The sequence below is a fragment of the Pseudomonas sp. HLMP genome (assembly GCF_046365545.1).
GTDB classification, from domain to species: domain Bacteria; phylum Pseudomonadota; class Gammaproteobacteria; order Pseudomonadales; family Pseudomonadaceae; genus Aquipseudomonas; species Aquipseudomonas guariconensis_B.
Map to the genome: position 1 here is coordinate 4350306 of NZ_JBDLLR010000001.1, position 17117 is coordinate 4367422.

The 17117-nt window shown below is 65.2% G+C and carries 14 protein-coding genes and 1 tRNA gene; 8 read left to right on the plus strand and 7 right to left on the minus strand.

What is annotated here, in order from left to right:
• The first annotated feature begins 65 nt into the window (after positions 1 to 65).
• Complete coding sequence (locus ABFA30_RS20085; protein WP_225786929.1) at positions 66 to 1994, plus strand: transglycosylase SLT domain-containing protein; 1929 nt, start codon at positions 66 to 68, stop codon at positions 1992 to 1994.
• Positions 1995 to 2016: 22 nt separating this feature from the next.
• On the opposite strand, the gene ABFA30_RS20090 is transcribed toward ABFA30_RS20085, so the two are convergent.
• Entirely contained in the window at positions 2017 to 2817 is an 801-nt protein-coding gene (locus ABFA30_RS20090) for an MOSC domain-containing protein (RefSeq protein ID WP_368815647.1), read from the minus strand.
• A gap of 123 nt (positions 2818 to 2940) precedes the next feature.
• The gene (locus tag ABFA30_RS20095) at positions 2941 to 3876 is read right to left on the minus strand and encodes a chemotaxis protein CheV (protein ID WP_225786931.1); all 936 of its coding nucleotides are present in this window, start codon (positions 3874 to 3876) and stop codon (positions 2941 to 2943) included.
• Between the two features lie 327 nt (positions 3877 to 4203).
• On the opposite strand from ABFA30_RS20095, the gene ABFA30_RS20100 reads away from it, so the two are divergent.
• The 3 genes from ABFA30_RS20100 to ABFA30_RS20110 all read left to right on the plus strand — a co-directional run bounded on the left by ABFA30_RS20100 (position 4204) and on the right by ABFA30_RS20110 (position 6608).
• Positions 4204 to 4719: a histidine kinase gene (locus ABFA30_RS20100; RefSeq protein WP_410045834.1), complete on the plus strand. Its 516-nt coding sequence runs from the start codon at positions 4204 to 4206 to the stop codon at positions 4717 to 4719.
• A 343-nt stretch (positions 4720 to 5062) separates the two neighbouring features.
• Positions 5063 to 5959 (plus strand): sensor histidine kinase, encoded by an 897-nt coding sequence (locus tag ABFA30_RS20105; RefSeq protein WP_253080517.1) that lies wholly within the window; start codon positions 5063 to 5065, stop codon positions 5957 to 5959.
• Positions 5949 to 6608, plus strand: coding sequence for a response regulator (locus ABFA30_RS20110; RefSeq protein ID WP_368815648.1), 660 nt, complete (start codon positions 5949 to 5951; stop codon positions 6606 to 6608). The genes ABFA30_RS20105 and ABFA30_RS20110 overlap by 11 nt, the downstream gene beginning before the upstream one ends.
• Here ABFA30_RS20110 and yegS read toward each other — a convergent pair.
• Positions 6592 to 7479 (minus strand): lipid kinase YegS, encoded by an 888-nt coding sequence (gene yegS, locus ABFA30_RS20115; RefSeq protein ID WP_225786935.1) that lies wholly within the window; start codon positions 7477 to 7479, stop codon positions 6592 to 6594. The genes ABFA30_RS20110 and yegS overlap by 17 nt on opposite strands.
• 275 nt (positions 7480 to 7754) lie before the next feature.
• Between yegS and ABFA30_RS20120 the strand changes: the two genes are divergently transcribed.
• Complete coding sequence (locus ABFA30_RS20120; protein ID WP_253100475.1) at positions 7755 to 9209, plus strand: mannose-1-phosphate guanylyltransferase/mannose-6-phosphate isomerase; 1455 nt, start codon at positions 7755 to 7757, stop codon at positions 9207 to 9209.
• Positions 9210 to 9272: 63 nt separating this feature from the next.
• The gene (locus tag ABFA30_RS20125) at positions 9273 to 10520 is read left to right on the plus strand and encodes a glycosyltransferase family 4 protein (RefSeq protein WP_253080499.1); all 1248 of its coding nucleotides are present in this window, start codon (positions 9273 to 9275) and stop codon (positions 10518 to 10520) included.
• On the opposite strand, the gene glp is transcribed toward ABFA30_RS20125, so the two are convergent.
• Positions 10509 to 11714 (minus strand): gephyrin-like molybdotransferase Glp, encoded by a 1206-nt coding sequence (glp, locus tag ABFA30_RS20130; RefSeq protein WP_410046060.1) that lies wholly within the window; start codon positions 11712 to 11714, stop codon positions 10509 to 10511. The two genes, ABFA30_RS20125 and glp, sit on opposite strands and share 12 nt — an antisense overlap.
• Before the next feature lie 4 nt (positions 11715 to 11718).
• Positions 11719 to 12258, minus strand: a complete 540-nt coding sequence (gene moaB, locus ABFA30_RS20135) for a molybdenum cofactor biosynthesis protein B (RefSeq protein WP_410045835.1) — start codon at positions 12256 to 12258, stop codon at positions 11719 to 11721.
• 295 nt (positions 12259 to 12553) lie between these two features.
• Between moaB and ABFA30_RS20140 the strand changes: the two genes are divergently transcribed.
• Entirely contained in the window at positions 12554 to 12775 is a 222-nt protein-coding gene (locus ABFA30_RS20140) for a YgdI/YgdR family lipoprotein (RefSeq protein WP_110971301.1), read from the plus strand.
• A gap of 82 nt (positions 12776 to 12857) precedes the next feature.
• Positions 12858 to 12934, plus strand: a tRNA-Pro gene (locus tag ABFA30_RS20145).
• Positions 12935 to 13113: 179 nt separating this feature from the next.
• On the opposite strand, the gene mqo is transcribed toward ABFA30_RS20145, so the two are convergent.
• A complete protein-coding gene (mqo, locus tag ABFA30_RS20150) occupies positions 13114 to 14697 on the minus strand; it encodes a malate dehydrogenase (quinone) (protein WP_225786939.1) in 1584 nt (527 codons plus the stop codon).
• Positions 14698 to 15134: 437 nt separating this feature from the next.
• Positions 15135 to 16898: an ABC transporter transmembrane domain-containing protein gene (locus tag ABFA30_RS20155; protein WP_253090890.1), complete on the minus strand. Its 1764-nt coding sequence runs from the start codon at positions 16896 to 16898 to the stop codon at positions 15135 to 15137.
• Positions 16899 to 17117 lie beyond the last annotated feature (219 nt).

The window sequence follows — 17117 nt, forward strand, 5'->3', positions numbered from 1 at the left end:
GCAATCAACCCCAACAGTGCTGGCTTCGCCGTCACTTTCCCATGGTTCAACTGCCCGGACGTATCATGCGCAGCCGCCTGTTCCAATTCGTTTCCTGCCTGCTGCTCACCGCCACCACCGCGAGCGCGGCACACGCCATCGACATCACCCAGCAACGGCGGTACTACGACGAGGCCAAGCGCGCCCTGGCCAAGGGCGACAAGGGCCCCTACCTGCGCTATGCCCAGGCCCTGCGCGACTACCCGCTGACGCCCTACCTGGCCTACGACGAGCTGACCGCCCGCCTCAAGAGCGCCAGCAACCAGGAGATCGAGGGCTTCCTCGCCAAGCATGGCGACCTGCCCCAGGCCAACTGGATGAAACTGCGCTGGCTGCGCTGGCTGGCCGAGCGCGGCGACTGGAACACCTTCGTCAAATACTACGACCCCAAGCTCAACTTCACCGAGCTGGACTGCCTCAACGGCCAGTACCAACTGACCCATGGCCTGCGCGCCGAAGGCTTCGCCACCGCCGAAAAGCTGTGGAACGTCGGCAAGTCGCAGCCGGCCGCCTGCGATCCTCTGTTCAGCCTGTGGGCCGCCCAGGGCCAGTTGACCGAGGCCAAGCGCTGGCACCGCGCCAAGCTGGCGGCCCAGGCACGCAACTACGGCCTGGCCAACAGCCTGGTCAGGAACCTCACCACCCTCGCGCCCCAGGGCAAGCTGCTGGTCGAGGTGGCGCAAAAGCCCGAGTTGCTCAACCAACCGTCGCGTTTCACGCCAGTCAACGAGGCCATGTCCGACGTGGTCAGCCTCGGCCTGCGTCGTCTGGCGCGGCAGGACCCGGAGCGAGCCATGGCGCTGCTCGACGGCTATGCCCAGCGCATGCACTTCTCCCGTGACGAGAAGGTAGCCATCGCCCGCGAGATCGGCCTGACCCTGGCTCGCCGCTACGACCCACGTGCGCTCGACCTGATGACCCGCTACGACCCCGAACTGCGCGACAACACGGTCAGCGAATGGCGCTTGCGCCTACTGCTGCGCCTGGGCCGCTGGGAAGAGGCCTACGAGTTGACCAAGCGCCTGCCCCAGGACCTGGCGAGCAGCAACCGCTGGCGCTACTGGCAGGCCCGCAGCCTGGAACTGGCGCAGCCGAACGACCCGCAGATCCCGCTGCTGTACAAGACCGTGGCCCGCGAGCGCGATTTCTATGGCTTCCTCGCCGCCGACCGGGCGCAGACCCCCTACCAGTTGAACAACCGGCCCCTGGTGCTGAGCCAGCAGGTGATCAACAAGGTCCGCAATACCCCAGGCATTCGTCGCGCCCTGGAGTTCCATGCCCGTGGCCAGATCGTCGAGGGGCGCCGCGAGTGGTACCACGTCAGCCGCCACTTCACCCGCGAGGAGATGGTCGCCCAGGCACGGCTGGGCTACGAGCTGCGCTGGTATTTCCCGGCCATCCGTACCATCAGCCAGGCCCAGTACTGGGATGACCTGGACATCCGCTTCCCGATGGCCCACCGCGACACCCTGGTGCGCGAAGCCAAGGTACGCGGCCTGCATTCGAGCTGGGTGTTCGCCATCACCCGCCAGGAAAGCGCCTTCATGGAGGACGCCCGCTCCCCGGTGGGAGCCAGCGGCCTGATGCAACTGATGCCGGCCACCGCCAAGGAGACCGCACGCCGGTTCAACATCCCGCTGGCCTCACCGCGCCAGGTGTTCAATCCGGACAAGAACATCCAGCTCGGTGCGGCCTACCTGAGCCAGGTGCACGGGCAGTTCAACGGCAACCGGGTACTGGCCTCGGCGGCCTACAACGCCGGGCCGGGCCGGGTGCGGCAATGGCTCAAGGGGGCCAGGCACCTGAGCTTCGATGTGTGGGTCGAGTCCATTCCGTTCGACGAGACGCGCCAGTACGTGCAGAACGTGCTGTCCTACTCGGTCATCTACGGGCAGAAGCTCAATTCGCCGCAACCGTTGGTGGATTGGCACGAGCGGTATTTCGACGACATGTGATGTACAGGGCCGCTTCGCGGCCCTACTCGATCACCTCGACCTTCATCCCCACCTCGATCCGGCCACTGCCATCTGCCGCCAGGTTCTGCCCGAACAGCACATCCCCTTCCCGCTCGCGGAAGGTCTTCAACGTGGCCAGCGGCTCGCGATCAGCACTGCGCTCGCCGGTATGCGGGTCGAGCGTGGTCAGGATGCAGCGCACGCTGGGCTTGAGCAGCCGAAACGTCATATCGCCGATGCGGATGCGCTTCCAGCCATCCTCGGCGAACGGTGCTGCCCCCTCGACCACCAGGTTCGGCCGAAACCGCAGCATCTCCATGGGCCGTCCGATGCGTCGATTCAGCTCATCCAGCGAACCCTGGCCGATCAACAACAAGGGAAAGCCATCCGGAAACGCCGCCCGGTCACTGTTGAGGCCATAGCCATTGGGCAAATAACGGGCCCGCTGCTCGGGGCAATGCACCAGGCGCACGGGCTTGCCGAGCAGCTCGCTCAGCCAGGCCGCGGCGGCATCGCCAGCATCCGGAACACGCAAGGTATCGCGCCAGATGGTCACGCCCCGCAGGGCCTCGTCGGCAGGTGGCACGGCCACTTCCAGCGGCGCCTGCCCTGCTGTCTCGAGCAGTAGCCTGCCTTCGCCATGGCTCGCCTTGAGCTGGCCCAACCGCGGCCAGGCACGCTGGGTGAGGAAGCGGCCATTCTCCGCCTCCACTACCATCCAGCGCCGGTCGCCCTGCAACCCCAACAGGTCAACCGGTGAATCTTGCAGGCCCTGGGCCTGCCCTGACTTCACCGGGTACCGATACAACGCACTCAAGAACATCCTGCCCGCCTTGCCCAGTCGAAAACATCAAGCTTATACCCGATGCAGGGGCCGCTACGCGCCCTCTTCGCGACACAAGGCCGTTCCCACAAGGTCCTGCGCAAGCCGTAGAGCGCAGCTCAGCTAGGCCATGACATGGTCCAGCATCAAGCGCTGCTGCACCACCTCCACCAGCCGGTCGGGCTGGAATTTGGAGAGGAAGTCGTCGCAGCCGACCTTCTTCACCATCGACTCGTTGAAGCTTCCCGACAGCGACGTGTGCAAGACCACGTACAGGCCACGCAGGCGGGCATCCCCGCGTATCTCGGTGGTCAGCCGGTAACCGTCCATTTCCGGCATTTCCGCATCGGTGAAGACCATCAGCAGCTTTTCGCAGACATCCTCCCCCGCATCGGCCCATCCCTTGAGCATGCGCAGGGCCTTCAGGCCATCGCTGGCCACGTGCAGCTTCATGCCGAGCTGGGACAAGGTGTCACGCAGTTGCGCCAGGGCCACGCTGGAATCGTCCACCAATAGCACCTCGCGCCCCCGGGCACGGGCCAGGACCGGGTCCTCGAGCTTGTCGCGGGAAACCTTGGTGCTGTAGGGCACGATCTCGGCCAGCACCTTCTCCACGTCGATCACCTCGACCAGCCGCTCATCGACCTTGGTGATCGCGGTGAGGTAATGCTGGCGCCCCGCGCTGGACGGGGGTGGCATGATAGCTTCCCAGTTCATGTTGACGATGCGCTCGACACCGCCCACCAGGAAGGCCTGCACCGAGCGGTTGTACTCGGTGACGATGATCGTGCTGTCGGGGCCTGGCTGCAGCGGGCGCATGCCGATCGCCTGGGACAGGTCGATCACCGGCAAGGTCTGCCCGCGCAGGTTGACCACGCCGCAGACGAAGGCATGGCGCTGTGGCATCAAGGTCAACTTGGGCAACTGCAGCACTTCCTGGACCTTGAACACGTTGATTGCGAACAACTGGCGACCCGCCAGCCGGAACATGAGGATTTCCAGGCGGTTCTCACCCACCAGTTGCGTTCGTTGATCTACCGTGTCGAGAATGCCAGCCATTGGAAAACCTCCAGGCTTGAGTCAGGAAAGTGAATTCATCTGCCTTGTATCGGCGGGTTTCGATACGGCTTGACCCCTATCGGAAAATGCCGCCCGAGCAATTGATATCACTTTAACATCATGCTTTACTGCTGCCACGCACCTACAGCCCCTGTCGCCACCCATCAGGGAATCCCCTAGGCGCAATCGGGTGCAACCTGATGTTCCCGCCATCAGTTAGCCATTAATGTGACGCCATTCTCATTGCATGAACGGAGTCAGGCTTTTGCTAGCGATCGTTTTGGTGTCGCCACCCCCTGCTCCAGCCCCGCACGCTGGAGTTTCATGATGGATAGCGCACCCCTGAACAGCAGTGCCCTGCAGGATTTCCTGCTGGACGCCCAAGTCTTGTTGACCAAGTCCCAGGAGTGCCTGCAGCACCTGGAATTGATCGACAACGACCCTGATGCCTGCCACTGCCTGAACGATGCCCTAGCCACCCTCGCCCGGCGCGCCGACACCCTGGGCCTGCTCGAGGTGTCTCATTACACCGCCGGCCTGCAGCAGTTGCTCGCCCCCGCCTGCTGCCAGCAGCACCTGCCAGGCAACGCCCTGGCCGCCCTGCAGGGCTGCCTGACCCTGCTGGCCTGGCAACTGGAACTGGTCGATGTACGCACCGGCCGCCTGAACCTGGACCCTGCGGAACAGACCGAGCTGCTTGGCGAACTGGCCAGCGCCCTGGGCCAGCCACTCCCGCAATTGTGCGGGCCCTGCCAGGAGAGCGGCAACGCCTGCATCCACCCGCATCCACCGCACACCCTCCCCAACCAGGGGAATGCGTCGAGCCTCACGAAAGCCAACTAGGTACATGCACAACTTCAGCTTGGAACGTTGGCTTGGTGCAGACGAAACGAGCGGGGTGGCTCGGTGAGTTGTACCTGGAAGTAAAGCCGACCCACCCAGTAACAGCACATTGCCATCCAACTGGCCGCACGACCGCTCGTATCGGCCCGAAAACCCTGAGGTTTCAGTCAATTAGCCAGTCGCGACCAAATCAACCTGAAGTGATACCATGCGCACAACAAGTGCGCACGTCACAGGTATGGCTCGATTCGACGCACACTCGATGACTGACTGAAAGCAGGACGCCAAAGCCTCTGGCACATGCAAGGCCTCCAACAGCGATGATTCAGTGGCTTCCCAATCTATGCTCCCACGCTTGAAGATCCCCCAGCGTTGCCGCTCCTGCACTGCCCTGTTGCACTGGACGACCGCCGCCCTGTGCGTGGCATCGCTGGCTGCCAACCTGGTGCTGTGCCTGCGTGCGCAACCGCTGCCGCTCGGCCTGTTGCTGTTGCAACTGGCCGCCATGTTCGGGGTCGGTTGGCAACTGCGCCATGGGGCCCGGTCGATCAACCTGCGCCCGGCGGAACTGGCCGACCGCATGCTCAAGGTCCAGGAAAGCGAGCGCCAGCGGCTGAGCCGGGAACTGCATGACGACATAGGCCAGTTGCTCACCGCCGCCAAGCTCCAGGTCGATTGGTTGCAACGCCGCGTGCCCGACGAGTTGCAGACACAGTGCACCACCTTGCGCACGACCCTGGAGAACACCTTGGCCAACGTGCGCGATGTCTCGGCGATCCTCAATCCACGGCAACTGGCCAGCCTCGGCCTGGAAGCCAGCCTGCGCGCCCATCTGCTGCGCACCCTGGAAAACACCGACGTGCACTGGAGCCTGGAATGCCGGCAACGCCTGGGCGGTATCTGCGAAGCCGTGTCCATGGCCGCCTTTCGCATCACCCAGGAAGCGGTCACCAACATGCTGCGCCATGCCCATGCACGCAACCTGACGATCCGCCTGCAACGCACACCCGAAGGCCTCGCCCTGTCGATCCAGGACGACGGCTGCGGCTTCGTCCCCGCCGACGATCCGGCCAAGGCCGGCCAACGGGGCATGGCAGGTATGCTTGAGCGAGCGACGGCCCTGCAGGGCAGCCTGCAGGTGACCAGTCGACCTGGCCAGGGCACCCGTATCGACGCCCTGTTCCCATGGCCGCCACGCACCCGAGAACGTGCCAGGACCTCCGCTGCCCATGACCTGTAGATTGTTGCTGGTGGACGACCACTCGCTGATCCGCGCCGGGGTCCGCGCCCTGGTCGCCGACATTCCCGGCTACGCGGTGGTCGGCGAAGCCGACGATGGCAGCCAGTTGCTGGAGATGGTCCAACGCCTGGCGCCGGATATCGTCCTGCTGGACATTTCCATGCGCTCGACCGGTGGCCTGGACGCCCTCACCCAACTGCGGGCGAGCGGTTGCACCTGCAAGGTGCTGATCCTCTCCATGCATACCGACCCGGAGTTGATCATGCGCGCCCTGGAAAGCGGCGCCCACGGTTACCTGCTCAAGGACACCACGGCCACCGAACTGGAGCAGGCCTTGCTCGCCCTGTGCAACGGAGAGCGCTACCTCAGCCCGGCCATCGCCCACACGGTGATCAACCAGGCCCTGCTACGCGCCCAGACGGGCAGGCAGCCTGCCAGCGACCGGCACAACCTGACCGCCCGCCAGTTGGAGATCCTGCGGCTGATCGTGCGCGGCAAATCGACCCGGGAGATCGCCAACGGCCTGGGCCTGTCGATCAAGACCGTGGAAACCCACCGCTCGCAGATCATGAAGCGCCTGCAGATCTACGACGTGGCGGGCCTGGTGCTGTTCGCCGTGCGCGAGAAGATCATCAGCCTGGACGACTGAGCAGCGGCGAATCGGCCGGCAGGTGCAGACGCAATGCCCCCGGGCAGGCCTCGAATCGCAGGCTGTCGGCCTGCAGCGGTTCACCGTCGAGGTTGATGTCCAGGCCCTGGGAGCTCTTGATTTCCACCCAGGGCAAGCGGGCCCGGACGAACAATTCCTCCCCGGCGAGCAACTCACGCAAGGCCCCCACCATCTCCTGCGGTGCGGGCAGGATACCGATATCCAGCAGGCCGTCGTCGACCACCGCCTGCGGGCACAGCACGTGCCCGCCCCCGGCCTGGCGGCCATTGCCGATGCCCAGCGCCAGCAGGTCGCCCTGCCAGTGGAAGTCCGGTCCCTGCAGCTCCACCGAGGCCGCCTGCAGCTCGCTGAAACGCGACAGGCCGGTGAACAGATAGGCGGCCGCACCCAGCACCTTCTTCAAGTCCTCCGAGGTATTGGCCGTGACCTGGCTGCCGAAACCGCCCGTGGCCATGTTGAGGAACAGTTGCTCGCCGACCTTGCCCAGGTCGATGGCCCGGGCGGGTTGCTCCAGCAGGGCCAGGGCGGCATCCGGCTCCAGCGGTACCGCCGCGGCCTTGGCGAAATCATTGGCCGTGCCCAGCGGCAACAGCGCCAGGCTGGCCTGACCGCCGGCCAGGCCCATGGCCTCGGCCACATCACGCAAGGTGCCATCGCCGCCACCGGCCACGATATGGGGATAACCGGCCGCCAAGGCCTCATCGACCAGGCGCTGGGCATCGCCCGCCTCCCAGGTCAAGCGCACGTCCAGTGTCCAGCCCCGTTCCCGCAAGCTGCCCACGGCGCTGCGCACCTCCTCGTTCATGGCTTGCTTGCCATGCAGGATCAACATCGCCTTGCGCTCGTGCATCGCGCTACTCCCTGAAGAAAGTCCACTCCGATCTCGACCATCGCCCGAGGCAGATTGCTGCATGCCAAGGGCGATTGCGTCAGAAGATAGCCGGTTTCACATAAATAACATTGAAAGCTGAAAGCAGCGGGTGCATCATTCGACAAATATTTGGCCTTCACGGATGATGCCGACAGAAAAAGTCATTTTATTGACTTTTCTCCCCGCCAGACGCCTGACAGGTCGAGATTTCCTTTGGTCGCGCTGCCCGCAGCGCCCTGATTCGAGGCTGTGAAATGAGCGTTCTGATTCCCTGCATCATCGCTGGCGGCGCCGGCACCCGTCTCTGGCCAGTGTCCCGCGAGGCCATGCCCAAGCCCTTCATGCGCCTGCCCGATGGCCAGAGCCTGCTGCAGAAGACCTTCGCCCGCGCCAGCGCCCTGCCAGGCGTGGAGCGGGTGGTGACGGTGACCAACCGCGATGTCTTCTTCCGCACCCAGGACGAGTACCAGCAGGTCAACCCGTTCAACGCAGCCCTGGACTTCATCCTCGAACCCTGCGGGCGCAACACAGCTCCTGCCATCGCCGCCGCCGCGCTGCACTGTGCCCGTCTGTATGGCGACGACTGCCTGCTGCTGGTCATGCCAGCCGACCATTTGATCCAGGACCTGGATGCCTTCGAGCAGGCCGTCGCCCAGGCCGCCCAACTGGCCCATGCCGGTTGGCTGTCCACCTTCGGCCTGCTGCCGACCCGAGCCGAGACCGGTTTTGGCTACATCGAGCAAGGCCAGGCACTGGGCGAGCTCGGCTACCAGGTCGCACGCTTCGTGGAGAAACCCGACGCCACCACTGCCCAGGCCTACCTCGACGGCGGCCGCCACCTGTGGAATGCCGGCATGTTCTGCCTGCGCGTGGACACCCTGCTGGACGAGCTGCAGGCCCATGCGCCGCAGGTACTGGCCAGCGTGACCGAGTGCCTGGAGCAGAGCGAGACCAAGCAGGGTGACCGCACCCTGCAGGTGGAACTGGAGCCGGCCACCTTCGCCAAGGCCCCGGACATCTCCATCGACTTCGCCCTGATGGAGCATTCCCGCCAGGTCGCCGTGGTGCCGTGCGAGCTGGGCTGGAGCGACATCGGCTGCTGGGAGGCGGTACGCGAACTCAGGCCCACCGACCGCCATGGCAACCATTGCAACGGCGAAGCCGTGCTGCACGACGTGCACAACTGCTACATCGATGCGCCGCGCCGGCTGGTCGGGGCCGTCGGCCTGGACAACCTGATCGTCATCGACACCCCCGACGCCCTGCTGATCGCCGATGCCGCGCGCAGCCAGGAGGTCAGGGTGATCGCCCAGCAGCTCAAGCGCCAAGGCCACGATGCCTATCGCCTGCACCGCACCGTCACCCGCCCCTGGGGCACCTACACCGTGCTCGAGGAAGGGCCACGCTTCAAGATCAAGCGCATCATGGTGCGCCCGGGCGAATCGCTGTCCCTGCAGATGCACCATCATCGCAGCGAGCACTGGATCGTGGTCAGCGGCATGGCCTGCGTGACCAACGGCGATGAAGAGTTCCTGCTCGACACCAACGAGTCCACCTTCATCAAGCCAGGCCGCACCCACCGCCTGACCAACCCCGGCGTCATCGACCTGGTGATGATCGAGGTGCAAAGCGGCGAGTACCTGGGCGAAGACGACATCGTGCGCTTTACTGATATCTATGGACGCGCCCCGGCAGCCGCCCTCGGTTGACTGCCCCCAGGGCGCGTTCTGTCTTTCAGGGCCGCCAGGCGGCCCATAGCGAGGAACGGGGCCATGCGCATACTCTGGACACTGCCCTACCTGCCCTGGCCCACCACCAGCGGCAGCAAGACCCGGCAATACCACCTGCTGCGCGAACTGGCGCGGCACGGGCACCGGATCACCTTGCTGGTGCAGTCGAAGGTACCGCTCGGCGATGCCGCCCGCGAGGCCCTGGAACCCCTGGTCGAGCGCCTGGTCGTGCTCCCCAGGCGGCCACTGCACAGCCCGCTCAACCTGCTAGCCTCGCCGATCATCGACTACCCCATGCGGGCCATCATCCATGGCCTGGCGCCGTGCCTGCGACACCGCTTCGAGCAACTGCTGGACGAGCCCTGGGACGTGATCCAGATCGAACACAGCTACAGCTTCCAGCCCTTCGAGAAAGCCCTGCAGGCCCGTGGCCTGCCCTACATGCTCAGTGAGCACACCCTCGAATCGGTGATGGGCGTCGCCTGCCACGACCGATTGCCGCTGTGGCTACGGCCGCTCAATGCCTTCGACCGCTGGCGCTATCGGCGCTGGGAACAGCGGGTACTGCGCCAGCCCAGCGAGGTAGTGGCAGTCAGCGCCCATGATGCCGAATTGATCAGCCAGATCAGCGGGCGCCGGGTGAACGTGGTGGTCAATGGCGTCGATTGCGACTACTACCAGGCGGTGTGCCCGGCCTTTCACAGCCAGCGCCTGCTGTTCGTCGGCAACTTCGAGTATGGCGCCAACCTGGAAGCCATCGAATGGGCGCTGGAGGAGATCCTGCCCCAGGTATGGATGAGCAACCCGGCGGTACGCCTGGCCATTGCCGGGCATGCCCTGCCGCCCAGCTGGAAACTGCACTGGAACGATCCGCGCATCGAATGGATCGGCTATCGCCCCGACCTGCGCGAGCTGCAACGACGTTCGGCGCTGTTCTTCGCGCCGCTGCGCTACGCCGGTGGCTCGAAGGTGAAGATCCTCGAGGCGATGGCCGCCGGGCTGCCGGTGATCACCACCCACAAGGGCGCGTCCGGCCTTGCGGTCAACAACGGCGAGCACTACCTGGGCGGTGACGAGGGTGGTCAGCTCGCCCTGCTGATCACCCAACTGCTCAACCAGCCCTGGCGCATGTGCCAGTTGGGCGAGGCCGGCCGCCAGTTCGCCCGCCAACGCCACGACTGGAGCGTCGCGGCCCAGCAACTGGAGAACGTGCACATGCGCCTGCGCCAGTTGGCACCGGCGCAGGCCGCGTCCCTGGGCGACGTGTTGCTCGGCCGCTCAGCCAAGTAGCTCGCTGAAGGGAATGAACGACACGCTGTCGCCCTCGCGCGGCGTGGTGCCTTCGCGCACTTCCACCAGCCCCTCGGCCCAGGCCGCGCTGCGCAGCACGCCAGAGCTCTGGTTCTTGTAGATGCGCACCTGGCCTTGCTCGATCCGCGCCCGCAGGTATTCGCGGCGCGTGCCTGAGCGGGGCCAGTCGAATCCTGCCGGCATGTCGAAACGCAGTGGCGCGACCTGGGTCACGCCCTGGCGGCGCAACAGGTAGGGCCGGGTCAACAAGCCGAAGGTCACCAGGGTCGACGCCGGGTTGCCCGGCAGGCCGATGACCGGCACGCCACGAAAATGCCCGAACGTCAGCGGCTTGCCCGGCTTGATCGCCAGCTTCCAGAGGGCCAGTTCACCAGCTTCGCGCAAGGCCATTCCCAGGTAGTCGGCCTCGCCCACCGAAACGCCGCCCGTGGACAGGATCAGGTCGACATCGCCCAGCCCGGCCAGGCATTCGCCGGTTCGTTGCAGGTCGTCGGCGAGGATGCCCACATCCACCACCTCGCAGCCCAGGCGCTGCAACCAGCTGGCCAGCAGGCGGCGATTGCTGTTGTAGATCTGCCCCGGCCCCAACGGCAGGCCGGGCTCGACCAGCTCGTCCCCGGTGGACAGCACGGCCACCCGCACCCTGCGTACCACCTCGAGCCTGGCATGACCCAGGGTCGCGGCCAGGCCCAGCTCGATCGGCCCCAGGCGCGTACCCGTGGCCATCACTTGCTCGCCCACCCGGGTTTCCTGGCCCTGCGGGCGAACGTTCTGGCCGACCTGCAACGGCTCGAGCAAGCGTACCCGGCCATCCTCGAGGACCTCGACGTTTTCCTGCATCTCGACGCAGTCGGCGCCTTCGGGCAGTGGCGCGCCGGTGAAGATCCGGGCGCAGGTGCCCGGCTGCAGCGGCGCGGGTGCGTGGCCGGCGAAGATACGCTGGCTCACCGCCAGCGGCTCGCCCTGCCAGTCGGCCAGGCGCAGGGCATAGCCATCCATGGCACTGTTCGGCCATGGCGGCAGGTCGAGGCTGGCCACCAGGTCACGGGCCAGCACCCGGCCCTCGGCGTCAGCCAGGGCCACGTCCTCGGTGTCACGGATCGGCGCGGCCTCGGCCAGCGCCAGCAGCCGCTCCAGGGCTTCTTCCACCGGCATCAGCGGCCGGGCCTGCATACCCTCAACCACGGCTGTCACAGGCCGCTGCCTGCTTCAGGTGGAGGACGAAGTTGCAGGGCCGGTGACGGGCATCGAGCTGTTCGGCGAGGATGCCATCCCAGCCGGTACGCACGGCATTGGTCGAGCCCGGCAGGCAGCACACCAGGGTACCGTTGGCCAGGCCTGCCAGGGCACGGGACTGCACGGTGGAGGTGCCGATGTCGGCCACGGAGATCTGCCGGAACAGCTCGCCGAAGCCCTCGACCTGCTTGTCCAGCAGGCAGGCCACGGCTTCCGGCGTGCTGTCGCGGCCGGTGAAGCCGGTACCGCCGGTGATCAGCACTACCTGCACCTGGTCATCGGCGATCCAGGTGGCGACCTGGGCGCGGATCTTGTACAGATCATCCTTGAGCAGTACCCGCGCGGCCAATCGGTGGCCGGCGGCGGTGAGCCGGTCGACGAACAACTGGCCGGAAGTATCGGTTTCGAAAGTACGGGTGTCGCTGACCGTCAGCACGGCGATGTTCAGCGGCACGAAGGGGGTATCTGCCTTGGCTTTCATGGAGATCCGTCGCAGCGGTGGGTGATGGCGGTTGTTATATCACAGGGTGGGCCGTCGCAGGCTGCGCTGCGTGGCTATGCAGGGGGCAACTGGGATTTGTCAGCCCATCGCCGACAAGCCAGCTCCCAGGGGCCGCGCCGTTCTTGAGATTCGGGGGGCAAGCGCGCCCCAGGACGACAGGCTATTGTTCTCCATCAATGCCCCACCTTTGCCGCTATGCTGCACTTTGCAAGGAACTTGCGCAGACACCTTGCGTCTTAACTGGCATCAAGCACCATTGCACTGGAGAAACACGATGATCCAACGGACCCTTCCCGCTTTCCTGCTCGCCCTGGGCCTGGGCGCCCTCGCCGGCTGCGCATCGCCAACCGTCATTACCCTGAACGACGGCCGCGAGATCCAGGCAGTGGACACCCCTTCCTATGACGAAGACTCCGGCTTCTACGAATTCGAACAGCTCGACGGCAAGCGTACCCGCGTCAACAAAGACCAGATCCGGACCGTCAAAGAGCTGTGATTTCGCCTCCCCTTTTTGGCAAAGCTCCTTTTTGCAACAAGGGGTTGCGTTCGAAAAGGGTATGCAGTAGGATTTCGGTCATCGGAGTGTAGCGCAGCCAGGTAGCGCGTCTCGTTCGGGACGAGAAGGCCGCAGGTTCGAATCCTGTCTCTCCGACCAAATTCCTCGAAACTGCAAGAAGCCCGCCTTGAGCGGGCTTTTTGTTGTGCCTGGAAAAAGGCTCTTTTACTGCGGCCATTGGGGGCCGCTTCGCGCCCCATCGCCGGCTTGCCGACGATGGGCTGCAAAGCAGCCCCATGGCGTGAGCAACAGCATTGCCCCGCGGTACATGCTTCAATTTACTGCACCGCAGCCACTTCCTCCGGCAGCACCGGAACGTGCAGCAGTTGCAGGCGCGAATGGCTCCACTCACGCGTCTTGTTGGTCAGCTCGAGGTCGTTGTTCAGCTTCTGGCCATACGTCGGCACGATCTCCTTCAGCCTGGCCTGCCATTCCGGGGTCTTGATGCGGTCCTTGAAGGTCTTCTCCAGCACCGTCAGCATGATCGGCGCAGCCGTCGAAGCGCCTGGCGAAGCGCCCAGCAGCGCGGCGATGGTGCCGTCCTGGGAGGCCACCACCTCGGTGCCGAACTGCAGGATGCCGCCGTGCTCAGGGTCCTTCTTGATCACCTGCACGCGCTGGCCGGCCTGCAGCAGTTTCCAGTCCTGGTTCTGGGCGTTGGGGAAATACTCGCGCAGGGCATCCATGCGGTCGTCGAAGCTGAGCATCAGTTGGCCCATCAGGTAGGTGCTCAGGTCGAAGTTGTCGATGCCGGCATTGATCATCGGGCTGATGTTATGGGTGGTCAGCGAGGCGAACATGTCCAGCAGCGAGCCGTTCTTCAGGTACTTGGTCGAGAAGGTCGCGAATGGGCCGAACAGCAGCACTTCCTTGCCGTCGATGACACGGGTATCCAGGTGCGGGACCGACATGGGCGGTGCGCCGACCGAAGCCTTGCCGTACAGCTTGGCCTTGTGGCGGGCGACAATGTCGGGGTTGTCGGTCATCAGGAACTGGCCACCGACTGGGAAACCGGCGTAGCCCTCGGCTTCAGGGATACCGGACTTCTGCAGCAGCTTCAGCGCGCCGCCACCGGCGCCGATGAACACGAACTTGGCCTTGACGCGGGCTTCCTTGCCACCCTTGGCAAGGTCCGCTACCACCACGTTCCAGCTGCCGTCATCATTGCGCACGATGTCACGCACTTCGTGACGCAGGTGCAGCTTGACGTTCGGGTTGCGGGCCATGGAAGCGAACAACTGGCGGGTGATCTCGCCGAAGTTGACGTCGGTACCAATGGCCATGCGGGTCGCGGCGACCTTTTGCTCGGGCGAACGGCCCTCCATCACGATCGGCACCCACTTGCGAATCTGCTCGTGGTCCTCGGAGATCTCCATGCCACGGAACAGCGAACTGTGCCGCAGGGCCTCGACACGCTTGTGCAGGAACGCGACGTTCTCGTCACCCCAGACGAAGCTCATGTGCGGCACATTGTTGATGAACGACTTCGGGTTGCTCAGCACACCCTGCTCGACCTGGTAGGCCCAGAACTGCTTGGAGACCTCGAACTGCTCGTTGACGTTGACCGCCTTGCTGATGTCGATCTTGCCGTCCTTGCCTTCGCTGGTGTAGTTCAGCTCGCAGAAGGCGGAGTGACCGGTGCCGGCGTTGTTCCAGGCATTGGAGCTTTCCTCGGCGACCTGGTCCATGCGTTCGTAGACGTCGACCGTCCAGTTCGGCTCCAGCTCGGTGAGGTAGGTCCCCAGGCTCGCGCTCATGATACCGCCGCCGATCAGCAGGACATCGACGGACTTTTCCGGCTCGCCGGGCTTGGAACAGCCGATGACGCTCAGGCACAGGAGCGTCAGCAGGATTTTTTTCATAGCTCAATCCAATTGAAGTGAAGTGGTTGGCATCTCGTTGCCCCCGGTGTGCACGCCCGGTTGTTGTTCTCGCCCGCACGACCGGCACTCGAGGCGAGTGGCGTCTTGCGGCAGTTGGCCAGCAAGATCGCAGGGTCGGCGAATGGGGTTTCGATGGATCGGGGCACGATCGCCTCGGGCACTAAGCCCAGCCCGCGCCAAAGCACAAGCCGTGCCAGCTCCACCAAGACCAATGGCTAATAGCTGAGGCGCATGGTCGCACCCGAAGATTGGCGGTTTTGCTGGCGACAATCCGCCACCTGCAGCGGGCGTTTGTCCAGCAAATGGCGGATTTCCCCCATTCAAGCTCCAAGCTTCAAGCTGATCGGCGCAGGGTGTCATGCCTGAGCGCCGTCCGCTCTTACTTACAGCTTGCGGCGTGAAGCTTGCCCCACTCTTCACGCCGAACTGAACTGCAGGGCAGCCAACCTTGCATAGAGCGGGCTTTCCTCGATCAATTGACGATGGTTGCCGATCGCCGCCAAGCGGCCCTTGTCGATCACCGCGATGCGGTCGGCATGCTGCACCGTGGCCAGGCGGTGGGCGATCACCAGCGTGGTCCGGCCCGCCATAAGGCCGGGCAATGCCTGCTGGACCAGGTGCTCGCTCTGGGCATCGAGGGCGCTGGTGGCTTCGTCGAGTAGCAGGATCGGCGCATCCACCAGCAGCGCGCGGGCGATCGCCAGGCGCTGGCGCTGGCCGCCGGACAAGCCGATGCCACCCTCCCCCAGCAGGGTCTGGTACCCCTGGGGCAATTGCTGGATGAACTCATGGGCATGGGCGCTGCGCGCCGCTGCCTCGACCTGCGCCAGGCTGGCCTCGGGCCGTCCATAACGGATGTTGGCCTCCACCGTGCCACGCAGCAACGCCGGGTTCTGCGCCACCAGGGCGAACTGCCGACGCAGCTCGTCCGGGGCCAGCTCGGCGATCGCCTGGCCGTCGAGCAGGATGCGCCCCTGCTGGGGGTCGTAGAAGCGCAGCAACAGGTCGAACAGGGTCGACTTGCCCGCACCGGAAGGCCCCACCAGCGCCACGGTCTGCCCAGGCTCGATGGTCAGGCTCAGGCCATCGATGGCCGCGACCGTCGGCCGCGACGGATAGGCAAAATGGATACCCTGCAGCTCGATACGCCCCTTGGCCCGCCCGCTCGGCAGCACGGCAGGCTCGACGGGGGCCAGGATGGCGCTGCGCGCCGCCAGCAGCTCGGCGATGCGCTCGGCGGCGCCGGCCGCTCGTTGCAACTCGCCGATCACCTCGCTGAGGGTGCCGAAGGCACTGCCGACGATCAGGCTGTAGAACACGAAGGCCGCCAGTTCGCCACCGGAGATGCGCCCGGCGATGACATCCATGCCGCCGACCCAGAGCATCACCCCCACCGCACCGAGCACCAGCACGATCACCAGGGTGATCAGCCATGCGCGCTGGGCAATGCGCCGTCGCGCCACGGCGAACGCCGCTTCCACGGTGCCGGCGAACAGCTCGCGGTCCCGCGCCTGATGGTTGTAGGCCTGCACCGTCTTGATCTGCCCCAGGGCCTCGGCCACGTGGCTGCCCACGTCGGCAACCCGGTCCTGGCTCTGCCGCGACAGGCTGCGCACTCGCCGACCGAACAGCAGGATCGGCGCCAACACCAAGGGCAGCGCCAGCACCACGATGCTGGTGAGCTTGGGGTTGGTGACGAACAACAGCACCACCCCGCCGACCACCATCAAAGCGTTGCGCAGGAACATCGACAGTGACGAGCCGATCACCGATTGCAGCAAGGTGGTGTCGGCGGTCAGCCGCGACTGGATCTCCGAGCTGCGGTTGTCCTCGAAGAACCCCGGGTGCAGGCCGACCAGGTGATCGAATACCGCCTTGCGGATATCCGCCACGCAGCGTTCGCCGATCCACGACACCAGGTAGAAGCGGCTGAAGGTCCCTACCGCCAGGGCCAGCACCAGCAGCAGGAACAAGCCGATGGCCTGGTTGAGCTGGTGTGGGGAGCGGGTCATGAACCCCTGGTCCACCAGCAGGCGGATGCCCTGTCCCATCGACAGGGTGATGGCGGCGGTCACGACCAGTGCCAGCAAGGCCAGCGCTACCTGCCTGCGGTACGGACGGATGAACCGCCAGCCCAGGCGCAGGGCGCGGCGCTGGCGGGAGGAAACCGGCTCGGGCATGAAGGTGTCCATTCACAGCTAGGGGGCAGCAGACTACCACTCATCCGCTCACGGGGAACCGTGGCCAGCCTCCCGGTATCGCAATGAGGACCACAGCGCAGCGGCGAGGCGATGGCCAAGGTTGCTATACCCTTTCGTTCTAACGTGCCTCTGGAGCTTTGCCGCGCTTTCTGTTGGACTGTCCCTGTCGTGACGCCCAGGGAGCTGTCACAGGCTAGT